General features: G+C 60.2%; 4 protein-coding genes. 2 read left to right on the plus strand and 2 right to left on the minus strand.

Features of this window, described 5'->3' with window-relative positions; all coding sequences use genetic code 11:
* The first annotated feature begins 20 nt into the window (after positions 1–20).
* Positions 21–2,252 (plus strand): hydratase, encoded by a 2,232-nt coding sequence (locus RTU96_RS07435; protein WP_312635912.1) that lies wholly within the window; start codon positions 21–23, stop codon positions 2,250–2,252.
* A gap of 1 nt (position 2,253) precedes the next feature.
* A complete protein-coding gene (locus RTU96_RS07440) occupies positions 2,254–3,483 on the plus strand; it encodes an NADP-dependent isocitrate dehydrogenase (RefSeq protein ID WP_312635913.1) in 1,230 nt (409 codons plus the stop codon).
* Between the two features lie 205 nt (positions 3,484–3,688).
* Here the strand turns inward: RTU96_RS07440 and RTU96_RS07445 are convergent, their stop codons facing one another.
* A complete protein-coding gene (locus RTU96_RS07445) occupies positions 3,689–4,483 on the minus strand; it encodes a TIGR04255 family protein (RefSeq protein ID WP_312635914.1) in 795 nt (264 codons plus the stop codon).
* 62 nt (positions 4,484–4,545) lie between these two features.
* Positions 4,546–4,797, minus strand: a 252-nt coding sequence (locus RTU96_RS07450) for a cell wall hydrolase (protein ID WP_312635915.1), incomplete at its 5' end; no start/stop codon positions are given.

Genomic DNA, 4,797 nt, shown 5'->3' on the forward strand with positions numbered 1-4,797 from the left:
TGGGTTCGGGAGGGATTTTTATGATTACGCTGCACTCCTCGGGCGTGTTTCTGTCCGGAGGCGTTCCTTGCGAAACCGCGTCCGTCTCCCCGGAGGAAGGACGCAGACGCACCCTGTCCTGGTCCATCCTGCAAAGTCACAATCAATCCGGCGACGAGAACAAGCTGCGTCTTCGCTTTGACGCGATGGTTTCCCACGACATTACCTACGTGGGGATTCTCCAGCAGGCCCGGGCATCGGGAATGCGGGAATTTCCCCTGCCCTACGCTCTAACCAACTGCCACAACAGCCTGTGCGCCGTGGGCGGCACCATCAACGGGGACGACCACGCCTTCGGTCTTTCCGCCGCGAAGAAATACGGCGGCATCTACGTCCTCGCCAATCAAAGCGTCATCCATTCCTACGCCCGGGAGCAGCTTGCAGGCTGCGGGAAAATGATTCTCGGCTCCGACTCCCACACCCGGTATGGCGCGCTGGGCACCATGGGCGTGGGCGAGGGAGGCCCGGAGCTGTGCAAGCAGCTTTTAAAAAATACTTGGGACGGCGATTACCCCGAAATCGTTTTGGTGTATCTCACCGGCGCGCCGAAACCGGGAGTAGGCCCTCACGATGTGGCCCTTGCGCTGATCAAGGCCACGTTTGAGCAGGGCTTTGTCCGCAACCGGGTGTTGGAGTTCGCAGGACCGGGAATTGCGTCCCTCCCCATGGACTATCGAAACGGCGTGGACGTGATGACCACGGAAACAGCTTGCCTTTCCTCCGTCTGGGAGACAGACGACGCGGTGCGGAAATTTTACGAGGTCCACGGACGGGCCGGGGAATACCGGCCCCTGTCCCCCGGCGAGGGCGCGTACTACGACCGGATGGTTTCCATCAACCTTGACGCGGTGGAACCCATGCTGGCCCTGCCCTTCCACCCCTCCAACGCCTATCCAATCCGGGAGTTTCTGGACAACGCCGCCGATATTCTCTCGGCGGTGGAGGCCGACGCAAAGCAACGCTGGCCAAAGGCCAGTCCCCGCCTTTTGGATAAAATTCATGACGGCGGCGTGTGGGCCGATCAGGGCATCGTGGCAGGCTGCGCGGGGGGCCTGTTCGACAACATCACCGCCACTGCCGATATTCTGCGCGGCGGCGGGGAGAGTGGAGATTTCTCTCTCAGCGTCTATCCCACCAGCGTACCGGTGAGCCTTGCTCTGACTCGGGCGGGAATTTCCGCCGCGCTGCTGGAAGCGGGCGCGGTTTTAAAGCCCAGCTTCTGCGGCCCCTGCTTCGGCGCGGGAGATGTCCCCGCCAACAACGCCCTCAGCCTGCGGCACACCACCCGCAACTTTCCCAACCGAGAGGGCAGCAAGCCCGGCGAGGGGCAGTTTGCCGCCGTGTGCCTGATGGACGCCCGGTCCATCGCCGCCACCGCCCGGAACGGCGGCAGAATCACCCCCGCCACGGAGGAACCATTTACGCTCCATCCTCTTCCCTACGCGTTTGACCCCGCGCCCTATGAAAAGCGGGTGTATAACGGCGTGGGCCACCCCCTTCCGGAGACAGAGCTCGTGATGGGGCCGAATATCACCGACTGGCCCGTCATCCAGCCCCCGGCGGAAAATCTTCTGGTGGAGCTGGCGGCGGTTTTGCGGGACGAGGTCACCACCACCGACGAGCTGATTCCCTCCGGTGAAACCTCGTCCTACCGCTCCAATCCTCTGCGGCTGGCTGAGTTCACCCTGTCCCGCCGAGAACCGCAATACGTTCCCCGGGCCAAGGCGATTGCCACCGAGGAAGCGGAGCGGTTGGTGGGAACCCCCTCGAAAAAGCTGGTTTCTCTTCTCAATCGCGTGGGCGACGGGGCGACGCTTATCAGCACCACCCAATTTGGCTCCGCCATCTATGCCAACCGGCCCGGAGACGGCTCCGCACGGGAACAGGCCGCCTCCTGCCAGCGAGTGCTGGGGGGCTGCGCCAACCTGTGCCAAAGCTTTGCCACCAAGCGCTACCGCTCCAACTGCATCAACTGGGGGATTTTCCCCTTTACGATGGATACGGACTTTCCCGGCGAGGACGGCGAGTGGGTCTTTATTCCCGGCGTGCGGGAGGCCGTCGCCAGCGAGATGGAATCCCTGTCCGCCGTGCTGCTGCGCAGGGACGGGACCTCCGTCCCCCTAGCCCTCCACTTGCAGGACCTGACAGCGGAGGAGCGGGAGATTCTGCTAGATGGGTGCCTGATGAATTATTACAGAAAGAGGAACGGCTGAGATGGAAAAGCTTCAAATGAAAACGCCTCTGGTGGAGATGGACGGAGACGAGATGACTCGCGTGCTCTGGCGCATCATCCGAGACGATCTGATCTTCCCCTATGTGGATTTGAAAACGGAGTATTACGATCTGGGTCTGCCCCATCGGGACGAGACGGGGGACCAGGTCACGCTGGACGCGGCCAACGCCACCCGGCGGCTGGGCGTGGCGGTGAAATGCGCCACCATCACCGCCAACCGCCAGCGGCAGGAGGAATATGGCCTGAAGGAAATCTGGCCCTCGCCCAACGGCACCATCCGCGCCGTGCTAGACGGAACAGCCTTCCGCGCGCCCATATTGCTTCCCTTCCTCCGTCCGGCGGTGCCGGGGTGGGAAAAGCCCATCACCGTGGCCCGCCACGCCTACGGCGACATGTACAAGGCCGTGGAGCTGGTCACAGACGAACCGGGGGTCGCCACCCTGGAGTTTACCGGGGAAAGCGGCAAAACGCAGAGTCTTACCGTCGCCAAAACAAAAGGCCCCGCGGTGTTTCAGGGCCAGCACAACACGGAGGTTTCCATCCGCGCCTTTGTCCGCTCCTGCTTTCAATACGCGCTGGACACGAAACAGGATTTGTGGTTTTCCGCCAAGGACACCATTTCCAAGGAATATGACGGGGAGTTTCGCCGGGTGTTTGATGAGGAATTTGAATCCACCTACAAGGCAAAATTCAACCCGCTGGGCCTTCAGTATTTTTACACGCTGATCGACGACGCGGTATCCCGCGTCATGCGCTCCAAGGGCGGGTTTGTCTGGGCGCTTAAAAATTACGACGGCGACGTGATGAGCGACATGGTGGCCGCCGCCTTCGGCTCTCTTGCCATGATGACCTCCGTGCTGATGGCCCCGGACGGGTCCGTGGAGTTTGAAGCGTCCCACGGCACCGTCACGAGGCATTTTTACCGCTATCGAGCCGGGGAAAAGCCCTCCACCAACGCAACGGCCACTATTTTCGCCTGGACCGGCGCTCTGCGCCGCCGGGGAGAGCTGGACAGTCTGCCGGATTTGGTTTCTTTCGCGGGAAAGCTGGAGAGCGCCTGCCTTGAAACCATGCGGGACGGCGTCCTCACCGGCGATCTGGCCGTTCTGGTAGAGAAAGAGCACTGCAGGCAGGTCGTCAATTTTGAGGAATCTCTGGAGGCCATTGCAAAACGGCTGTCCGCAAAAATGCATGATGCCGGCCAGCGGTAAACCAATCCCATTGCGCCTATAAAATTATGCGTCTGAGAGACGGCCCGGAATGGGCCGTCTCTCAGCGCTTTCTGTTGCTTCCCCAATTCCACCTCCTTTAGATTTTCTCCCGGCAAGTTCCATTCGGCCTTATAAAAAATTCTGCGGGAGAACCACTTGTTCTCCCGCAGAATTTTTATAGCAGATTGCTAAAATAGAGCGTTCTTTACTCCGGCTGCATGGCAGCGCGGAGCGCATCCGTCACAGCGCCCTCAAACAGCTCCGTGGCGTGGGCGTGAAGCGTCTCCATCGCGCCTGCGGAAAGCTTGCAGTCCATTTTCCCGTTCATGGACAAATCCATGTCAAAGATAAATTTCACCTCCGGGTCCTGTTGTCCGTCGGGCCGATTGCCCCGCAGGCGGCCCGGACCGGCGTGGATTTTCCCCACGCTGCTGGAATCCAGCTTGCACTGCAGGTCCACACCGCAGTTGAGCACATCCTCTTCCCGCACGTCCGGCTCGGTGAGCGGGCCGAGATAGGGAGGTGTAATCAGCTCCGACCACGGCGTTCCCTGCAAAGCCAACTTCTCCCGGGAAAGAATGTTCACATACCGCAGACCCACCCGCTCGAAATAGGCGGGCTTGTAAATGCGGATAAATTCCGCCAGAGGCCTGTCCAGTTCCCGGGCAAATTCCTCCCACCCGGTATAGCGCAGAGTGGACAGCGCCAAAAAGTTCTGGGTCAGGTTGATTTTCCACAGGTTGTCCGTCGACACAAAATGATAATTGCTCACAGCCTTCTGCTGCCGGACCTGCGGGTTGGGACCGCCAATGCCCTCCACCTGAGGGGGCGCAGCGTCCTCCTTCCGGGCAAACTGGGGAAAGTCCTCCCGAATCGCCTCCTGAAGCGCCGCCGGCTCCCGCTCATTGATGGTCAGAATCGTGGGAAACCGAAACTGGCAGATCACCTCGTGGGCGGGGGCGTTCGTATAAACCGTTCTGGGATGTTTGGAAAACAGCATAGCTCAAAGGCTCCTTTTTTCAACTTTGTCCTTATCATAGCCCTCTCACGGAAAAAAGTCAATCAGAGGTAAAAGCGATGGCAGCCGATGGTGGTGTAATAGGTCCTGTTTCCGTTGATCCACAGCCCCTGGGACAGGGCGGGCGCGTAAAAATACATGCTTTTCCCCACCACGCTTACCCCGTCCAGCGCCAGCTTTGCCGCCTCCACAGAGCCGTCAGTCGGAGTGTCATAGACCGTGCCGTTGCTCACCGGCTCAAACTGCACGGCATCTTTGCTGTCAAACACCACCTGTCGGATGGTATCGGGAAACTC

The sequence above is a fragment of the Oscillibacter sp. genome, assembly GCF_032018205.1.
GTDB lineage: Bacteria > Bacillota > Clostridia > Oscillospirales > Oscillospiraceae > Oscillibacter.